Origin of the sequence: Paraburkholderia ginsengiterrae, assembly GCF_001645125.1 — a bacterium.
In the GTDB taxonomy this organism is placed as follows: domain Bacteria; phylum Pseudomonadota; class Gammaproteobacteria; order Burkholderiales; family Burkholderiaceae; genus Paraburkholderia; species Paraburkholderia ginsengiterrae.
This window is the reverse complement of the sequence record NZ_LXKA01000360.1, coordinates 242,399-258,126: the sequence shown is the minus strand read 5'-3', so window position 1 is coordinate 258,126 and position 15,728 is coordinate 242,399. Positions and strand designations below refer to the sequence as shown.

At 61.1% G+C, this 15,728-nt stretch carries 13 protein-coding genes; 3 read left to right on the top strand and 10 right to left on the bottom strand.

What is annotated here, in order from left to right:
- Window positions 1-164: 164 nt before the first annotated feature.
- From A6V37_RS33715 to A6V37_RS33705, 3 genes are all read right to left on the bottom strand, one after another.
- Window positions 165-587: an ExbD/TolR family protein gene (locus A6V37_RS33715; protein ID WP_064267972.1), complete on the bottom strand. Its 423-nt coding sequence runs from the start codon at window positions 585-587 to the stop codon at window positions 165-167.
- On the bottom strand, window positions 584-1,024 hold the full coding sequence (locus A6V37_RS33710) for a MotA/TolQ/ExbB proton channel family protein (RefSeq protein ID WP_244174067.1): 441 nt from the start codon (window positions 1,022-1,024) through the stop codon (window positions 584-586). Before A6V37_RS33710 ends, A6V37_RS33715 begins: the two co-directional genes overlap by 4 nt.
- Window positions 1,025-1,298: 274 nt before the next feature.
- Window positions 1,299-2,138, bottom strand: a complete 840-nt coding sequence (locus A6V37_RS33705) for an energy transducer TonB (protein WP_082902709.1) — start codon at window positions 2,136-2,138, stop codon at window positions 1,299-1,301.
- A gap of 312 nt (window positions 2,139-2,450) precedes the next feature.
- Between A6V37_RS33705 and A6V37_RS33700 the strand changes: the two genes are divergently transcribed.
- Window positions 2,451-4,736 carry a TonB-dependent receptor gene (locus tag A6V37_RS33700; protein WP_064267970.1) on the top strand — a complete coding sequence of 762 codons (2,286 nt, stop codon included), beginning with the start codon at window positions 2,451-2,453 and terminating at the stop codon, window positions 4,734-4,736.
- A 77-nt stretch (window positions 4,737-4,813) separates the two neighbouring features.
- On the opposite strand, the gene adh is transcribed toward A6V37_RS33700, so the two are convergent.
- The gene (gene adh, locus A6V37_RS33695; protein ID WP_064267969.1) at window positions 4,814-6,334 is read right to left on the bottom strand and encodes an aldehyde dehydrogenase; all 1,521 of its coding nucleotides are present in this window, start codon (window positions 6,332-6,334) and stop codon (window positions 4,814-4,816) included.
- A gap of 473 nt (window positions 6,335-6,807) precedes the next feature.
- On the opposite strand from adh, the gene A6V37_RS33690 reads away from it, so the two are divergent.
- Together A6V37_RS33690 and A6V37_RS33685 are read left to right on the top strand one after the other, a co-directional pair.
- A complete protein-coding gene (locus tag A6V37_RS33690) occupies window positions 6,808-8,538 on the top strand; it encodes a methanol/ethanol family PQQ-dependent dehydrogenase (protein WP_064286795.1) in 1,731 nt (576 codons plus the stop codon).
- Window positions 8,539-8,628: 90 nt separating this feature from the next.
- Entirely contained in the window at window positions 8,629-9,870 is a 1,242-nt protein-coding gene (locus tag A6V37_RS33685) for a c-type cytochrome (RefSeq protein WP_064267967.1), read from the top strand.
- 116 nt (window positions 9,871-9,986) lie between these two features.
- On the opposite strand, the gene pqqE is transcribed toward A6V37_RS33685, so the two are convergent.
- The 6 genes from pqqE to A6V37_RS33660 all read right to left on the bottom strand — a co-directional run bounded on the left by pqqE (window position 9,987) and on the right by A6V37_RS33660 (window position 15,441).
- Complete coding sequence (gene pqqE / locus A6V37_RS33680; RefSeq protein WP_423213120.1) at window positions 9,987-11,165, bottom strand: pyrroloquinoline quinone biosynthesis protein PqqE; 1,179 nt, start codon at window positions 11,163-11,165, stop codon at window positions 9,987-9,989.
- Window positions 11,137-11,418: a pyrroloquinoline quinone biosynthesis peptide chaperone PqqD gene (pqqD, locus tag A6V37_RS33675; RefSeq protein WP_064267966.1), complete on the bottom strand. Its 282-nt coding sequence runs from the start codon at window positions 11,416-11,418 to the stop codon at window positions 11,137-11,139. Before pqqD ends, pqqE begins: the two co-directional genes overlap by 29 nt.
- Window positions 11,415-12,134: a pyrroloquinoline-quinone synthase PqqC gene (gene pqqC / locus A6V37_RS33670; RefSeq protein WP_064267965.1), complete on the bottom strand. Its 720-nt coding sequence runs from the start codon at window positions 12,132-12,134 to the stop codon at window positions 11,415-11,417. Before pqqC ends, pqqD begins: the two co-directional genes overlap by 4 nt.
- A 2-nt stretch (window positions 12,135-12,136) precedes the next feature.
- Window positions 12,137-13,060 carry a pyrroloquinoline quinone biosynthesis protein PqqB gene (pqqB, locus tag A6V37_RS33665; protein WP_064267964.1) on the bottom strand — a complete coding sequence of 308 codons (924 nt, stop codon included), beginning with the start codon at window positions 13,058-13,060 and terminating at the stop codon, window positions 12,137-12,139.
- A 65-nt stretch (window positions 13,061-13,125) separates the two neighbouring features.
- Window positions 13,126-13,200, bottom strand: a complete 75-nt coding sequence (gene pqqA / locus A6V37_RS39650; RefSeq protein WP_007178434.1) for a pyrroloquinoline quinone precursor peptide PqqA — start codon at window positions 13,198-13,200, stop codon at window positions 13,126-13,128.
- Window positions 13,201-13,473: 273 nt separating this feature from the next.
- Window positions 13,474-15,441 carry a sigma-54-dependent Fis family transcriptional regulator gene (locus A6V37_RS33660; RefSeq protein WP_064267963.1) on the bottom strand — a complete coding sequence of 656 codons (1,968 nt, stop codon included), beginning with the start codon at window positions 15,439-15,441 and terminating at the stop codon, window positions 13,474-13,476.
- Window positions 15,442-15,728 lie beyond the last annotated feature (287 nt).

Below are 15,728 nucleotides of genomic sequence, written 5' to 3'. Positions count from 1 at the left end.
CTTTACATCCAAAGTTGCCCAACCGGCATCAAAGACCAGGCATTGGACGCGACACCGAAGACGGGCGGGCATCCGCCGGCCCTCGACGAGGCTGAGGAGCGAAGAGGTTCGTGCTCAATATTCATGCGCCTGCAATAGGACATGAAGTGCATAGCCGGGTCATATCAATTCCGTTGCCCCTCATTCGCCGTGGCGACTGCGACGTGCGCTATGCCCGCATGGCCGATTCTGGCGAGCAGATTCGCAACCGCCCCGAATGGCTGGCTTCGATCGGCATGCAGGTTCACCACGATCCTGTCACTCCGCGCGGCGATGAGCCGGAGTGTCGGCTCGAGTTGGTCCGTGGCGAGGTCGCGGCCGTCGATCGAAAGCTTGCCGTGCGCATCGAGGCTGACGGTTACCGCGTGATCGCGCGCCTCAGGCGTGCTGGCCGCGACCCTCGGCAGATCGATGTGCAGCGTTCTGCTCAACATTGGCGCCATGACCAGAAGAATCACGACGAGTACCAGCATGACGTCGACAAGCGGCGTGATGTTGATTTCAGCGAGCGGCTCGTGCGTGGCGTTTGCGTTCGAACGCAAAATCATGTGAGTACCTCGGCCCGATGAGCGCTGGAAACCGCGCGAAAACCGTTGCGTTGCGCCACGTTGACGAGATCCGCCGCGTAGTCTTCGAGATCGGCAATCAAGATGTGAACGCGGCGCACGAAGAGGTTGTAGGCCAGTGCCGCGGGAATGGCGACCGCAATTCCGATACCCGTCGCCGTCAGCGCTTGGCCGACCGGGCCGGCCACACCCTCTATCCCGCTCGCGCTGCCCACAGCGACAGCGTGCAGCGCGTGGATAATGCCGAACACCGTGCCGAACAGCCCGATAAAAGGCGCAGTGCCGGCAATCGATGCAAGCAGCGTCAAACCGCGCTCAAGCGCGCGCCTTTCCCGCTGGATCTGCTGATTCAGGAATCGATCCAGCAATTCCTGGCGGTCCCAGGCAAGCAGTTCCGCATTCGCTGTCGTCGTCTCCATAGGGGCGACTCCCGACCACGCCGAGAATCCGGCGCGCGCCACTCGCGCCTTAGGACACTTCGATGCGTGTGATGGGCCATTGGGAATGCCTGATGGGTCGCGCTCGGCCGTACTCCAGAACAGCGCCGTGAAGCGCCGGTTCTCAGAAGCAATACGCCAATAGGCGCAGCCTTTATACACAATCAGCAACCACGTCAGTAACGAACAGGCCGCGAGCATACCAAGCGATAAATCGACGATGAGTTGTGTAGCGAAGTCAGACATATTCATAGCCTCAGGTTCCCAGTTTGAATACGATGGGTACCTGGACCCATCCATCTGTCGCCAGATCGCCGCGCCGCGCCGGCACAAAACGCCAGTTGGTGACGGCTTCGATGGCGGCGTCATCGAGCGAATCGTGCCCGCTCGACGACGCGAGTCCAACGTGGTCAGGTCGGCCGCTGGCGTCTACATGAACCTTGAGCAGTACGGTGCCTTGCCAGCCGCGTTGCTGCGCCACGCCGGGATAGCTCGGCGGAGGATTGCGCAGGTAGGCAGCGCCGAAGCTGGGTTCAGTGAGCTGTTCTGGCAGCGGCTGGACGTCCGGCGGTTTTGCGGCCGACGCAGTGAGTGGTTCACCATCGGCGTGTGTGGACGCCGGTGGTGGCGCTGAAGTCTCAATTGAACTCGGCGGCGCAGGCTGCCGCCTTGATGCATGGTTCTGCGCGGTCTTCGGGAGTGGCTTCGACGGTAACGACTGTGCGGTATTTTTCGGTGTGGCCATTTCGCTGCTACGGCGTGGCGAGCTCGAGGATGGTCGTTCAGGCTCCGTCATAACCGGCTCCGGGTTGGCGGCACGTACGTCGAATAGCAAGTCCAGCGCACGCGGCGCCGTGTATTCCACCTTTTCAACGGCCACACGCCATGCCTCGAACGCAATCGTGCAATGGATAGCAAGCATAACTAACGCAATGGCATGGGTGCGCGTACCGCGAAGGTCGTCGAATAGACGGGGAGACTGCGGTGGCAGCCGGCACGCCGCGACGCGCACTGGCAGATTCACCGCCATGTCACGCGGCGGGCGATGCATCCTGCGCCGTACCGCGTGTGCGCCATTCAGCGATGAAGTAATCATGCGCGCCACTCCCGGATTCTGATTGCCATACGGATCGCAACATGCGTGCCGGTCGCGAGACTCCCTATACAGCCTTGTTTCGATCAGGTGTGGTCCGCTGGTGTGCGTTCAGTGTCCCAGTTCGCAACACCGGCTGTACCAAATCGACACGGGTGTCACATGAACGCAGGCCGGCACGGCAAAGCGCTCGACTTCAGTCGCACTGCGTCTATATCCGGCACCGATGTTGCTTGAAAGCGAACACATCGAACATCGCTGTCAACGAATAGAACGCGTAGGGCCACGTAGCCTGGCGCGCCACGGAGGAGACATATGAAGTCGCATCGCGACGACTGCCGACGCACGCGCATCGCTGCCGCCATAGCAGGCATGCTCGCCATGGCCCAGAGCACATGCGCAACGGCGCAAAGCGGGCCCGTGCCGGTACCTGCTCAGGTGATGCCGGCCGTGACCGTGGTCGGCACCGCGCCGCTGACCGGGCTCGGCATGCCGCTCACCGAGGTACCAGCTGCCGTGCAGATCGTCAGCGCGAAGGACATCGAGGCGCAACATCCGAATACCATCACGGCCTACTTCGAGCAGAACGTCACGAGCGTGACGCTCAATTCAAGTCAGGGCAACCCCTATCAGCCGGACGTCAACTATCGGGGTTTCACCGCTTCGCCGCTCCTCGGCACACCTCAGGGCCTGTCGGTGTTCCAGGACGGCGTACGGATCAACGAACCATTTGGCGACGTGGTCAACTGGGACCTGCTGGCACAATCGGCGATCGAGCGCATCGAGGTCATGCCTGGGTCCAATCCGCTATTCGGTTTGAACACGCTCGGCGGTGCGATTGCAATCACCACCAGAAATGGCCGCGACAATCCCGGTGGCAGCATCGAAGTGGAGGGCGGCTCGTTCGGACGCAGGAGCGTGGTGTTCACGCAAGGCGGCCAGTTGGGACACTTTGACTATTTCGTCACTGCCAATGACGAAGCCGATCAGGGTTGGGCCGAGCATAACCCCAGCCGCGTGAAGCAACTGTTCGGCAAGGCCGGATATACCGACGCCCGCACCACGGTCGAGCTAAGCCTCACTGCAGCCGATAATGAGTTGCAGGGAACGCAGACCATTCCTCGCTCGTTTCTCGACAATCCTCGTCAGGCGTACACGTATCCCGACGAGAACCAGAATCGGGCAATCATGCTGAACCTGTCCGGCAAGCACGACTTCAGCGATGCGTTACAGGCCTCCGGCAATGCGTATTACCGGCACTACAACAACGACAATCTCTCCAGCAACGTCAATGGAGATTACGGTTCCATCGATCCTGCGACGGGCGCGATCGATACCACGCCCGCGCAGAACGTGCACTCCGTGATCTCGCAGGAAAGCTACGGATTCGCGTTGCAATTAGGTGTCGCCAGCAAAGTCGCGGGCATGGACAACCAGTTGACGGCAGGCGTCAGCGGGGATTTTGCCAACACCGGCTTCACGCAGTACTCGCAGGATGCGCAGTTCAGCGTGGACCGGCAGACCGTCGGAACTGACGGTTACACGTTACATACCGACGCGTCCACACGTAACAGCAACCTCAGTGTGTTCGTGACCGACACGCTTTCCCTGACCCGCACAATCGCGCTGACGGCCTCTGCGCGCTACAACCACGCCAACGTCGATATCGAGGATCTCAGCGGCATGCAACCATTGTTGAATGGCTCGCACAGTTTTTCGCGGGTCAATCCGGCGCTGGGGGTGACGTATAACCCGGGTTCCTGGTTGACGGCTTATGCGAACTACAGCGAAGGCACGCGCACACCGACGGCCATCGAGCTGGCCTGCGCCGACCCGGCCGCGCCCTGTTCGCTGCCAAACGATTTCATCGCCGACCCGGCGTTAAAGCCCGTTGTATCGCGCACGTTTGAGGTGGGGGCACGTGGCACGTTATCGTCGGCGATTCATTGGAGCGCGGCGTTGTTCCGCACCGATCTCCACGACGACATAGCGTTTGTCAGCAGCAACGGGGCATCGACCTCGACCGGATATTTCCAGAACGTCGGCACCACACGGCGGCAAGGGTTCGAAATCAATGCGCGCGCGCAGACAGGGCCGCTTACTGTGAACGCGGGCTATTCATATCTCCGCGCAACGTATCAGAGCAGTTTTGTGGAGCAAAGCGCGAGCAACTCGAGCGCCAATGCTCAAGGCAACATCACGGTGCATCCGGGCGACCATATCCCCGGCATTCCGGAAAACACACTGAAGCTGCGTCTGGATTATGCGGCAAGCGCGAAATGGAATGTAGGTGCAAACATTCTGTATCGCAGCTCGATATTTGCCCGCGGCGACGAGAACAATCAGGACGGCAATGGGCGCATCCCGGGCTATGCGATCGTCGATCTGGACACGACCTATCAGGTCACGAAGCAGCTCCAACTGTTCGCGCACGTCAACAATCTGTTCGACAAGCGCTATGCCGATTTCGGCGTCCTCGGACAGAATTATTTCAATGGTCCCGGCCATTCGTTCTCGCCCGGCGCCGTGACCAACGAGCAGTTTCTCGGTATGGGCGCGCCGCGTGGCGTGTGGGTCGGTTTGCGCTATGCGTGGAAGTAGGGCGGAGACGGCAGTGGGCGTATAAAACTGCTTGCCTGGAGCGGGCCTCGCACCGCTCCAGGGCTGTATTTGATTGGTTAGAAGAAACCCAACGGCTGCTCGCTATAGCTGACGAGCAGATTCTTGGTCTGTTGATAGTGATCGAGCATCATTTTGTGAGTCTCGCGACCAATGCCGGACTGTTTGTAGCCACCGAATGCCGCGTGCGCCGGATAGGCGTGGTAGCAGTTGGTCCACACGCGGCCGGCCTGAATCTGCCGGCCGAAACGATACGCGCGCGTGCCGTCGCGCGTCCATACGCCGGCGCCGAGACCGTAGAGCGTATCGTTGGCGATCTCGAGCGCTTCTTCTTCGGTCTTGAACGTCGTCACCGAGACCACCGGGCCGAAGATTTCTTCCTGGAAGATGCGCATCCTGTTATGGCCGCGAAAGACGGTAGGCTTCACGTAGTACCCGTTGCTCAGTTCGCCACCAAGCGTATTGCGTTCACCGCCGATCAGACATTCGGCGCCTTCCTGCTTGCCGAGATCGATGTACGAGAGGATTTTTTCCAGTTGTTCCTGTGAAGCCTGCGCACCGATCATCGTCTTCGTATCGAGCGGATGACCCTGCGCGATGGCGGCCACGCGTTTCAATGCACGCTCCATGAAGCGGTCGTAGATCTTTTCATCGACCAGTACGCGCGACGGGCACGTGCACACTTCGCCCTGATTCAGCGCGAACATCGCGAAACCTTCGAGCGCCTTGTCGAAGTACCCGTCGTCGCGATCCATCACGTCGGCAAAGAAAATATTCGGACTCTTGCCGCCGAGTTCGAGCGTCACCGGAATGATGTTCTGGCTCGCATACTGCATGATCAGACGGCCGGTGGATGTTTCACCCGTGAAGGCGATCTTCGCGATGCGTTTGCTCGACGCGAGTGGCTTGCCGGCTTCGAGGCCGAAGCCGTTGACCACGTTCAACACGCCCGGCGGCAACAGATCCTGGATCAGTTCGATCAGCACGAGGATCGACGCTGGTGTTTGCTCGGCAGGCTTGAGCACGATGCAATTGCCTGCGGCCAGCGCCGGCGCCACTTTCCACACTGCCATCAGGATCGGGAAGTTCCACGGAATGATCTGGCCGACCACGCCAAGCGGCTCGTGGAAGTGATAGGCCACAGTATCGGCATCGATCTCGGAGATCGTCCCCTCCTGTGCGCGGATGCAACCGGCGAAGTAGCGGAAGTGGTCAATGGCGAGCGGGATGTCGGCAGCGAGCGTTTCGCGGATCGGCTTGCCATTGTCGATCGATTCGGCGAAGGCAATGCGCGAGAGGTTCTGCTCCATACGGTCCGCAATCCGGTTCAGGATCGTGGCGCGCACGGCTGGCGCGGTATCGGCCCAGGCTTTGCGGGCGCGGTGGGCGGCATCGAGGGCGAGTTCAATATCTTCTTCCGTTGAGCGGGGAATCGACGTAAAAGGTTCGCCGGTGATAGGCGAAACGTTGTCGAAGTATTCGCCGCGTACCGGCGGAATCCATTCGCCGCCGATGAAATTGGCGTATTGCCGCGCATACGGAAATTCGACATCGAGAAACTGCATATCTGCGTGATTCATGCCTGACTCCTCCAATAGTTGTGTGACCGGTGTCGATGGAGAAGGTCTGGGTGGGCTCGGTGTGTCCACCGTGCTGACGCTCTTCATCGTGCGGAGCCCGCAGCGAGAAGCGTGCCATTGACCCTTGCCGGTGTCTCGCGCGGCGTACGGGCATTGGCGCATCGCGTATCTCGTGGAGTGTGAGCATGGTGACGTATGGAGTAGTCCTGTGCACCGTTCGAACCACGACGGTGGCGACTGTCACTTTTAGCAACACATGACCGCCTTACTGCGCCAACCTGCAACGCTGCTCGCGTACCGCGGCGGCCGTGTCACCGTCACGCCGCACCGGCTTTTCGCGAGCCATCATGGCTCGCGGCAACTCTGCGGTCAGTGGCACGCGACTTGCCTTGAATGGTCCGCAGGCAGTCTGCGATCACCAGACGATGGCGCCGCCGCACGGCCTCGCGTCGACAATTCAACAGGAGACAAGGATGAAAGCACGTTTAGCTTCGGCGAAGCGGCCCACGGCGCTTGCAATGAGCGTGGCCGCCGCCGTCAGTGTGGTATTCGCGTCGGCAGCAGCGGCCGATGTCTATCCAGCGGTCACCTATGAGCGTTTGACAGCCGCGCAAAGCGATCCCGGCTGGCTCACGTATTACCGCACCTATAACGGCCAGGCGCATTCGCCGCTCAAACAGATCGACGCAGCCAACGTCAAGGATCTCAAGCAGGTCTGGAGCTACAAATTTCCGGCGGATCTGCAGCAGGGATTCGAGGCCACGCCAATCATCAATGGCCGTTTTCTCTTCGTGACCACGCCGAAGGACAACGTATACGCATTCGACGCCGTGACCGGCAAGCAACTCTGGAAGTTCGAACCCAAGCTCGGCGCGGAGTCGTTCAAGACGGCGTGTTGCGACGTGATCAACCGTGGTGTCGCGTTGTATGGCAAGAATGTCTACGTCGCGATGTTGAGCGGCGACGTCGTCGCGCTGGATGCGCAAACCGGCACGCTTGTCTGGCGCAAGCAGATGTTCGAACCGGGACTAGGTTACGCGTTCTCGCTGGCGCCACTCGCGCTCGACGGCGCATTGGTGGTGGGCAGCGCCGGTGGCGAATACGGCGCGCGCGGTTTTATTGCGGCATTGAATCCCGATAACGGCAACGTGCTGTGGAAGCGCTTCACGGTGCCGGCGGCAGGCGAAAAGGGCGGCGACACGTGGCCGAACGGAATGCAGGATCATGGAGGCGCCCCGGCCTGGCTGACAGGCACCTATGACGCCGCATCGAAAACACTCTACTGGGGTGTCGGCAATCCGGGCCCCTGGCTCGCCGATCTGCGGCCGGGTGACAACCTGTACTCCGACTCGCTGCTCGCGCTCGATCCGAAAACTGGCGATCTCAAGTGGCATTACCAGTACACGAAACACGACACGTGGGATTACGACGGTGTCAACACACCGGTGCTTGCCACGATCAAGTATGAGAACAAGGACTATGACGCGATCATCCACGCGGACCGCAATGGCTTTTTTCACGCAATCGACCGCAGCACCGGCAAGCTGATTTATGCGAAACCGTTCGTGACGGCAACGTCGGTGACCGGCTATACGCCGGACGGCGTGCCAATCCAGGATGCGTCGAAGTATCCCAAGGCCGGCACGACAATCGAAACCTGTCCGAGCTTCCTTGGCGGCAAGAACTGGTGGTCGGTCTCGTACGACCCTGACAAGCATATTGCGGTCGTTCCGGCTTTGCATGCGTGCATGTCGCTGTCCGGCAAATCGGTTAACTATATGGAGGGGTTGCCGTATCTCGGCGAAGGCTTCGAGATCAAGCCGGAACCTGGCAGCAAGGGTTATGGCGAGCTGCAGGCGATCAATGTCGACACCGGCAAGAAAATCTGGAGTCACTGGAGCAAGCTGCCGTGGAATGGTGGCGTAGCGACCACGGCCGGGGGGCTCGCCTTCAGTGGCTCGCTCGACGGTCACCTGTATGCATTCGACGAAGCGACCGGCAAGGTGCTGTGGCAAAGCCCGAAACTGGCGAGCGGGGTTGTCGCGCAACCGTCCGTATTCGAGGTCAACGGTCAGGAGTACGTCGCCATTCTCGCGGGTTACGGCGGCGCGAACCCGATCTGGGGTGGGCCGATGGCGAAGGCGGCGGAGAAGGTGCCACGCGGTGGCACGTTGTATGTGTTTGCACTCAACCACCACGGCTGATGTTCACGTGACCGCCACGACAATCTGGCGATACCTGCATGGATGTAGCCAGCCTGCCGTGGCGGCCCGGCCTTTTCCGGAAGCGAGATCATGAATACCCGACTTAACTGCCTTGCCCTTGCCAGTGTTCTGCTGGCCACCGGCACACTCATACCGGAACCTGCCAGCGCGGCTGCGGGCGTACGTGTTTGCACATTTCCCGGCAGCCCATCCGTTGCGCTCGACGAAGCGGTCGCGCGCGAAGCGCTTCGTACCGCAGGTATTGCGCTGTCGCTTGCCCCTGGGGGATTCGACGGTAGTGACGACGATGGCGTTTCGCTGAAAGAACTCAACAAGGCGCTAGCGCGAAAATGCGACGTGATCGCCGGCTTTCCTCGCTCGAGCGTCGCTGATGGCGCCGGCGCCAGGATGACGTTTTCGCGTGGCTATCTGCGCTCTGGCTATGTTAGCGTCACCACGCGCGAATCGTCCGCGCCGACTGGCGGCGCGGAAGTCGTTGCGGCAACCTATGCAAGCCCTGCGCAACTGATCGCCGTGCAGCAGCCCAACGTGAGACTCGACCTGGAGAACACGGCGGCACTCACGGTCGACGCCGTGGCGAGCGGACACGCACACCGTGCAATCGTCTGGTACCCGGCGGTCGTGGCGTATTCGATCACGCACCCCGGGCAGCACTTCCGGATTGCGGGCGCCGCCTCGCCGTATGCCGACTGGCAACTGGTGTTCGCGTTCGGGAAGAACGGCGCGGCGCTGCAGCCGCGCGTCGATGCCGCGCTGGAGAAGATGGCGTCCGATGGGCGGCTGGCGGCGTTGACGCGTAAGTGGACACTTCCTGAGACGGCGCAGACAGCCCAAGCCGCGGCGGCTACGTTTGCCTATCGCGACGGCCCCGCTCGCAGCGACTATGCGGCATGGAGTATGACGTTAGCAGCCGGTCACGGGGCTGAGCAAGGGCGCATCATCAAGGTCGATGCGAGCACCGCAGCCGACGCCCCGGGATTCGACAGCGCACAGGTGGCGCACGGCAAGACCCTGTACTCGGGCGCGTGCGCGAAATGCCACGGGCCCAACCTGCAAGGATTGAATGCGCCCGCGTTGCGCGGTCCGGCGTTTGCGCCGGCGGCAAACGCCAAGCTGACCATCGGCGGGGTGTACGGGTACATGACGAACAATATGCCCGCTGACCGCCCTGGCAAGATGAAACCCCAGGAGTATGCCGACATCATGGCCTTTCTGCTGTATTCGAACGGCTATAGCGCTGGCTCTACCAAGCTGACGGACGACAACGCCAAGGCTTCGAAGACGCCGCTCAACGCGGGCCCTTCGCAATAGTCCCGATTTACGCGCGTTAAAAAAAACTGCCCGGCGATTCTCCGTTATTCAGGAGAATCGCCGGGTTTTTTCGGTCGAACCCGCCATCTCACCCCGTCTCACGCAAGATTCAGGGATCACCCCAAACGCAGCGAGTTCTCTCTGCTGCGGAAAATCAGCGGCTGCGCCTGGGTGTCACACGCGCCGTCACGGGCAGGCCGCCGGGCCAGCGTCACCACCTGTTCGATCTGTTCGTGATGAGCCGATTTTGCACACACCGGATCGGCGGCCGCGGCGTCTCCGGTTAACAGATACGCCTGACAGCGACAACCTCCGTGATCGGCCCCACGTTCGTCGCAACTCCGGCAGGGTTCGCGCATCCAGTCATCGCCGCGAAAAGCATTGAACGCATGGCTGTGGTACCAGATATCTGCCAACGCAGTGTCCTGCACACGGGGCAGGCTCAGACCCGGCAGCGAGCGCGCCGCATGGCATGGCAGCGCGGTTCCATCCGGCGCGATGCCAAGAAATACCGAACCCCAGCCGTTCATGCAGGCCTTGGGGCGCGATTCGAAGTAGTCGGGGACCACGAACAGGATGCGACAGCGATCGCCGACGCGCTCGCGGTACCGGTTGACCATCGCCTCGGCCTCCTGCAGTTGCTCTGAGGTCGGCATCAACTGTTCACGGTTGAGCATCGCCCAGCCGTAGTACTGTGTGTTTGCCAGTTCGAGGTAGTCAGCCCCCATTTCCAGCGCCATGTCGATGATCTGCGCGACATGGGGCAGGTTATAGCGATGCAGCACGCAGTTGAGGACCATGGGGTAGCCGTGAGCCTTGATGAGGCGCGCGACACGGTGTTTCAGGTCGAAGGTCTTCGTGCTGGAGACGAAATCGTTCAGCTCGCGCGTCGAGTCCTGGAACGAGAGCTGGATATGATCGAGGCCCGCCTCTTTCAGCGCGGCGATGCGCTGCTCGTTAAGTCCGACGCCCGAGGTAATCAGATTCGTGTAGAAACCGAGTCCACGGGCATGCGCGACCAGCGTTTCCAGGTCATCGCGCACCAGCGGTTCGCCGCCTGAGAAACCAATTTGTGCAGCGCCCAGGCCGCGCGCCTGCGTGATCACGTCGCGCCAGGTGTCCGTATCGAGTTCAGCGCCATGGCTGGCGAAGTCGACGGGGTTGTAGCAGAACGCGCAGTGCAGTGGGCAGCGATACGTGAGTTCCGTCAGCAGCCACAGGGGCGGAGACGCTCGCTGGTCCAGGGGGGAGGTGGTCGTGCTCATGTCAATCCAGCCAGCCGCGTTGCCGCGCATGATCGATGAAGCGATACACATCGGCGGCCAGATCCGACGTGTTGAACAGGTCTTCCAATTCCTCGATGATGTCGTCCATTTCCCGGGTTCCGTCGCAGCGCGCGAGAATCTCGCCAGCACTCGGATTGAGTTTGACCATGCCTTCCGGGTAGAGCAAGACATAGGCATCCTGAGCGGTTTCCCACTGCAGGCGGAACATCATTCGCAGGTGCGGCCGCGCACTGGCGTGGTGATCGTGGCGAGGGGCGTTCATGCGGGGTACGCCTTTTCAATCGCGTCGAGCATCGACCACAGAATGTCGAGCTTGAAGCGCAGGATGTCGAGGGCGCGCCGTTGCGCGTCGGGTGTCCTGAAGTGGCTGAGCGTAACGGCGAGTCCGTGTTCGACGTCGCGCTGTGCAAGCGGAATGCGACTGCGAAAGTACTGCAATCCTTGCGCATCGATCCACGGGTACAGGTCCGGCCAGCCGGCCAGCCGGTCGCGGTGGATCTGCGGCGCGAACATTTCCGTAAGCGAAGAGCAGACCGCTTCCTGCCACGGCGCACGGCGCGCAAAATTGACATAGGCGTCGACGGCGAAGCGCACGCCGGGCAGCACATGCTCGAGCGACCACAATGCGTTGCGCTCAATGCCGACAGCGTCTGCGAGGTGTGCCCATGCTTCGATTCCGCCTGGATTGTCGCCGTAGCCATCGTGATCGTGCAGCCGCTCAATCCAGAGGCGCCGCGTCTGCCGGTCCTCGCAATTGGACAGGATCGCGGCATCCTTGAGCGGGATGTTGATCTGGTAATAGAAGCGGTTGGCGACCCAGCCGCGAATCTGCTGCGGCGAGCATCGGCCGCTATTCATCAGCACGTTGAACGGGTGATGAATATGATAGTGCGCGCCGAGCGCACGCAGGCGTGCCTCGAATTCGGCGGGCGGCCAGGGGGCGGCGTGCGTAACCGCGGCAGGCAGGGGGGCGTTCATGGCTATACCTGGAATTGCATTCCGTCGCGTGCCACTTCGATACCGCGTGCGCGTATCACGGCGTATTCGGCGGAGTGCGGGTCGAGAATCGGATTGGTGTTGTTGATGTGAATCAGCACCTTGCGTGTCGCGTTGGGCAACGCATCGAGCAGTTGGACCATCCCTGGCTGACCACGGTGGCCGCACTGCGCAAGATGACCCATGTCGGCCGCAAGATGAGTGGACAGGCCCAGATCGATCATCTCCGTGGCCGACCAGAACGTGCCATCAACCAGCACGAGTTGCGCGGAGCGCATCGCAGCGACCACGGGCTCCGGTGCATTCGCGAGACCGGGCGCATAGAATACACGCGCGCCGCTGGCAAGGTCTTCGATCAGTAATGCGATGTTGTCGCCGGGTGCGGCGTCCATGCGACGTGGGGAATAGGGTGGTGCCTTGCTCTCGATCGGCAATGCGGTGAAGCGGATGCCTTCCACCGGTGCGACCGTGAACGTCTGGTTGAGCGCGATCTCATGACGCTCGACACCGCAGTAGTGTTCGAGCAGCGGCACGAGCGGCAACCCGGTCGAAAGATCGTCGAACACGGGCGCACATGCATACAGCGGCAAGGGCGCAGTGCGTTCGCGCAGCATCAGCAGACCAGTGACGTGATCGATCTGAGCGTCGATCAAAACCACCGCGGCGATGGCGCTATCGCGGATCGAGCGGCCGGGCTGCAGTTCCGGATTCGCTCGCAATTGGGCGAGCAGGTCCGGCGAGGCGTTGATCAGAATCCAGTCAATGCCGTCATCGCTCACTGCAATCGACGACTGGGTACGCGGCAGCACGTCTCCGGTCTGATAGCGGGCCCGGTTGCAGTTCGTGCAGTTGCAGTTCCATTGGGGCAATCCGCCGCCTGCGCCTGAACCAAGAATCTTGATCTTCATGAGCGATGCTCCGGGCGCCGTCACGCACCCTCACTATGAGAGGCGTGCGGCGTTTCATCGTTGCTTCAGCGATTGGCGATATACATCGTGATTTCAAAACCGAAACGCAGATCGGAATAAGCCGGTGTAGTCCATTGCATGGTTGTCTCCTTGAATACGACATGTGATTGAGAAACCGCATTGAGAAAGCGGTCGTATCAATCGAATGCAAAGTCTGTGCCGGACCTGTCAATTCGTGCTCCGTAGGCATGCGGGTTCCAACACATGCTTCGCATGCCGAACGGATGTGGTGTTGTGAATGGATCCAAGGCTTGTTGCACAGAATCTGGCTGTATGTAGCGGCGAAACCTGCAACGCACTGTTCAGTTCGAGTACACCGTTGTTGCAAATTGGAGCACTCGTGTCACAGTGGGTCAGGTTGCGTTTTCGGCGTTGCTCACACCCTGCGCCGGTAGTTTGCGATATATCGTATTACGTGAGACCCCAAGCGCACGGGCGGCGGCCGACACGTTGCCGCCATGCTGCGCCACAGCCTTGACGATGACGCTGACGGCGACATCCTCCAGGCGGCCAGTTGGGAGCTGCAATGCGTCATGGGAACCCACGGGCGCTGCGGTGATAGTGCGTAGGCCATCAAAGAAGTCGTCGGGTAAGTGCTCGCGACGGATCTCGCCATCCGCATCGACCATGGCGGCCGCTGTGCGCAGAAGATTGCCGAGCTGACGAAAGTTGCCTGGCCACGCGCACTGCTCGAACAAGGCCATCACGTCTTCGGCGACGCTTAGGCGTTGCCCGTCGGCGTTTTCGGACGACGCGCATTGCAGCATCTTCTGGATCACCGCGGACAGATCCGTACGTTCGCGCAGCGGCGGTAATTTGACCACCATGCCGTTCAGGCGGTAATACAGGTCTTCGCGGAACCGGTTCTGCGCGATCATGTCGCGCAGGTCCCGGTGGGTCGCGCAAATAATGGCGATATCGACCGGAGTCGACTTTGACGAACCGAGCGGATTGACCAGCCGCTCTTGCAGCACGCGCAGCAGCCGTACTTGCAGCGGATAGGGCATGTCGCCAATTTCGTCGAGAAACAGCGTGCCGCCGTTGGCCTGCAGCAATTTTCCGGTGGCACCTTTGCGCCGCGCGCCGGTGAACGCGCCTTCCTCATAGCCGAACAGTTCGGATTCGATCAGCGTTTCCGGGATCGACGCGCAATTGACCGCGACGAACGCACCGGAGCGCCGCGGGGAGTCGTTGTGGATCGCCTGGGCGAGCAGTTCCTTGCCGGTACCTGTCTCGCCGGTAATCAGGATCGGAATGTCCTTGCCGATCACTTTGCGGATTTTGCCGATCACGGCGCTGATCTGCGGGTCGCCGGTATCCAGGTAGCCGAGTTTCGACAGCGCGGCGGGCGCCGGTTGCTCCGCGCTGTGTGTCGCGCGATATTCTCGACGCTCCTGCGGCGGCCGGCCGTCATCGGCGTAGGTGGCGCGCCGGAACTCGACGTGCGCGCAGACCACCGAGCCGTTGTTCAGGTTCAGTGACAGATGCCGGTCCCGGCTGACTCGAAGATGGTCAATCAGTTGCGCGCTAGTCAGACCGAAGAGCGATGACAGCGTGTGCGCGCGCAGGCCGGCGAGCGGCAGGCCCAGCTGAAATTGCGCGCTGCGATTAGCCGACAGGAAGCGGCCATCGCAGGTGAACGCGACGATACCCTCCATCAAGGTGCCGAGAAATTCCGGGCGGCCGTGAAAGACGATTTGTAACGTCTCGCGAAAGGTATTGGTAAACAGATGGTTTTCAATCATCTGCACGGACATTTTCGCGAGCGCCATGGTGTGCTGGTGATAGCTCCGGTGGTCGCCGGTGACGTCGAGTACGCCGATCAGATCGCCGTACGGATCGAGGATCGGCACGCTGGAGCAGGTTAGAAAGCGGTTTGCCGTCAGATAGTGCTGCTCACCATGGACGACCGTCGGGCATTGTTCCGCAAGCGCCGTGCCGATTGCATTTGTGCCTTGACGGTCCTCGGCCCAGTTCGCGCCCGGGCGTAGTGCCACTTTCTCTGCTCGCCGCAGAAAGTCATCGTCACCAATCGAATGAAGGATCAGCCCTTGTGCGTCGGTCAGCACGATCATGCTTTGCGTGTTGACGATCTGCTCGTGCAGCGTCTCCATGACCGGTGTGGCATGTGCGCAGAGCACGCGGCTTTGCTCGAGCTTCAGTGCAAGGTCGGCGGCCGGCAGCACATCATAGTCCGGCCGCATCGAGGCGCTCAGGCCAAAGGTTTCGGAGCGTTGGTGGGATTTCTGAATCGACGGCGTGAGCCAGCCGGCCTCACGTGTCGCGATGGATGTTACGGCGGGATAGACCTCATCGCGCATTGTCTCCTCCTGCGGGTCGGCCCCGGTCGTTTGCCGAGGCTGTGTCGATACTACGTTAAGCAAGTCCTGCGCCAGATTTGCAGCAATTGCGCGCGGACAAAGCGTCGTCGCCGTTGAGATCGCCCCCTGGCGCACCGGTCGAACGGGCCGGCTGGCCGAAGTCTGTGGTCGATGAGAGATAACGCATAGTCGTCCCGATACGTATAAGCGGTTTGATCTGAATCAATGCCGGTCAAATACGCCGCCGCCGCGGCGAAACGCCGGATTTTCGGCAGGACCGGGCAGCG

Excerpts from the sequence above, each read along its gene's own strand:
- A6V37_RS33715 (WP_064267972.1), bottom strand. The coding sequence starts at position 587 with ATGATTTTGCGTTCGAACGCAAACGCCACGCACGAGCCGCTCGCTGAA.
- A6V37_RS33710 (WP_244174067.1), bottom strand. The coding sequence starts at position 1,024 with ATGGAGACGACGACAGCGAATGCGGAACTGCTTGCCTGGGACCGCCAG.
- A6V37_RS33705 (WP_082902709.1), bottom strand. The coding sequence starts at position 2,138 with ATGATTACTTCATCGCTGAATGGCGCACACGCGGTACGGCGCAGGATG.
- A6V37_RS33700 (WP_064267970.1), top strand. The coding sequence starts at position 2,451 with ATGAAGTCGCATCGCGACGACTGCCGACGCACGCGCATCGCTGCCGCC.
- adh (WP_064267969.1), bottom strand. The coding sequence starts at position 6,334 with ATGAATCACGCAGATATGCAGTTTCTCGATGTCGAATTTCCGTATGCG.
- A6V37_RS33690 (WP_064286795.1), top strand. The coding sequence starts at position 6,808 with ATGAAAGCACGTTTAGCTTCGGCGAAGCGGCCCACGGCGCTTGCAATG.
- A6V37_RS33685 (WP_064267967.1), top strand. The coding sequence starts at position 8,629 with ATGAATACCCGACTTAACTGCCTTGCCCTTGCCAGTGTTCTGCTGGCC.
- pqqE (WP_423213120.1), bottom strand. The coding sequence starts at position 11,165 with ATGCGCGGCAACGCGGCTGGCTGGATTGACATGAGCACGACCACCTCC.
- pqqD (WP_064267966.1), bottom strand. The coding sequence starts at position 11,418 with ATGAACGCCCCTCGCCACGATCACCACGCCAGTGCGCGGCCGCACCTG.
- pqqC (WP_064267965.1), bottom strand. The coding sequence starts at position 12,134 with ATGAACGCCCCCCTGCCTGCCGCGGTTACGCACGCCGCCCCCTGGCCG.
- pqqB (WP_064267964.1), bottom strand. The coding sequence starts at position 13,060 with ATGAAGATCAAGATTCTTGGTTCAGGCGCAGGCGGCGGATTGCCCCAA.
- A6V37_RS33660 (WP_064267963.1), bottom strand. The coding sequence starts at position 15,441 with ATGCGCGATGAGGTCTATCCCGCCGTAACATCCATCGCGACACGTGAG.